This is a genomic window from Parabacteroides massiliensis (genome assembly GCF_900155425.1).
GTDB lineage: Bacteria > Bacteroidota > Bacteroidia > Bacteroidales > Tannerellaceae > Parabacteroides > Parabacteroides massiliensis.
In genome coordinates, this window is sequence record NZ_LT700199.1 from 1 (window position 1) to 827 (window position 827).

The 827-nt window shown below is 48.5% G+C and carries 1 pseudogene; it reads left to right on the forward strand.

What is annotated here, in order from left to right:
- Positions 1 to 793 (forward strand): annotated as a pseudogene (locus BQ9893_RS20875) (reverse transcriptase domain-containing protein); the annotation flags it as partial.
- Positions 794 to 827: the final 34 nt, after the last annotated feature.

Below are 827 nucleotides of genomic sequence, written 5' to 3' on the forward strand. Positions count from 1 at the left end.
CATGCTTGACAACTTCGTAAGACTCATGCCGCAAGGAATCAGCATCGGGCTGAGGTCGTCGCAAGGGTTGGGCAACCTGCTCCTGTCTGTTTTTTTAGACCATTATTTGAAGGACAAGTACGGCGTCTGCCATTTCTACCGCTATTGCGATGACGGCGTGGTACTCGGTGACGCAAAATCAGAATTGTGGAAGATTCGTGATGCCGTCCACTTCCAGGTCGCACAAATCGGGCTTACTGTAAAGCCTGACGAACGTGTATTCCCGGTGGACGAGGGCATAGACTTCTTGGGATATGTCATATACCCCGACCATGTGCGCCTACGCAAGCGCATCAAACAGAAGTTCGCCCGAAAAATGCACGAGGTAAAATCGAGGAAAAGAAGGCGTGAACTGGTGGCCAGTTTTTATGGCATGGCCAAACACGCAGATTGTAATATGTTGTTTAAAAAATTAACAGGCAAAAAAATGAGATCTTTTAAGGATTTGAACGTTTCCTACAAGCCGGAAGACGGCAAGAAACGTTTTCCCGGCTCCGTGGTAAGCATCCGGGAATTAGTGAACTTACCCATCATCGTGAAGGACTTCGAAACCGGCATCCGCACCGAACAGGGCGAAGACCGCTGTATCGTAGCCATCGAGATGAATGGCGAGGCCAAGAAGTTCTTCACCAACTCGGAAGAGATGAAGAACATCCTCGCACAAGTGAGTGAAATGCCGGACGGATTTCCGTTTGAGACCATCATTCGGACGGAAACTTTCGGCAAAGGTAGAACCAAGTATGTATTCAGCTGATGAAAAAAGTGGAAGGAAACATCGGGGTACGGTT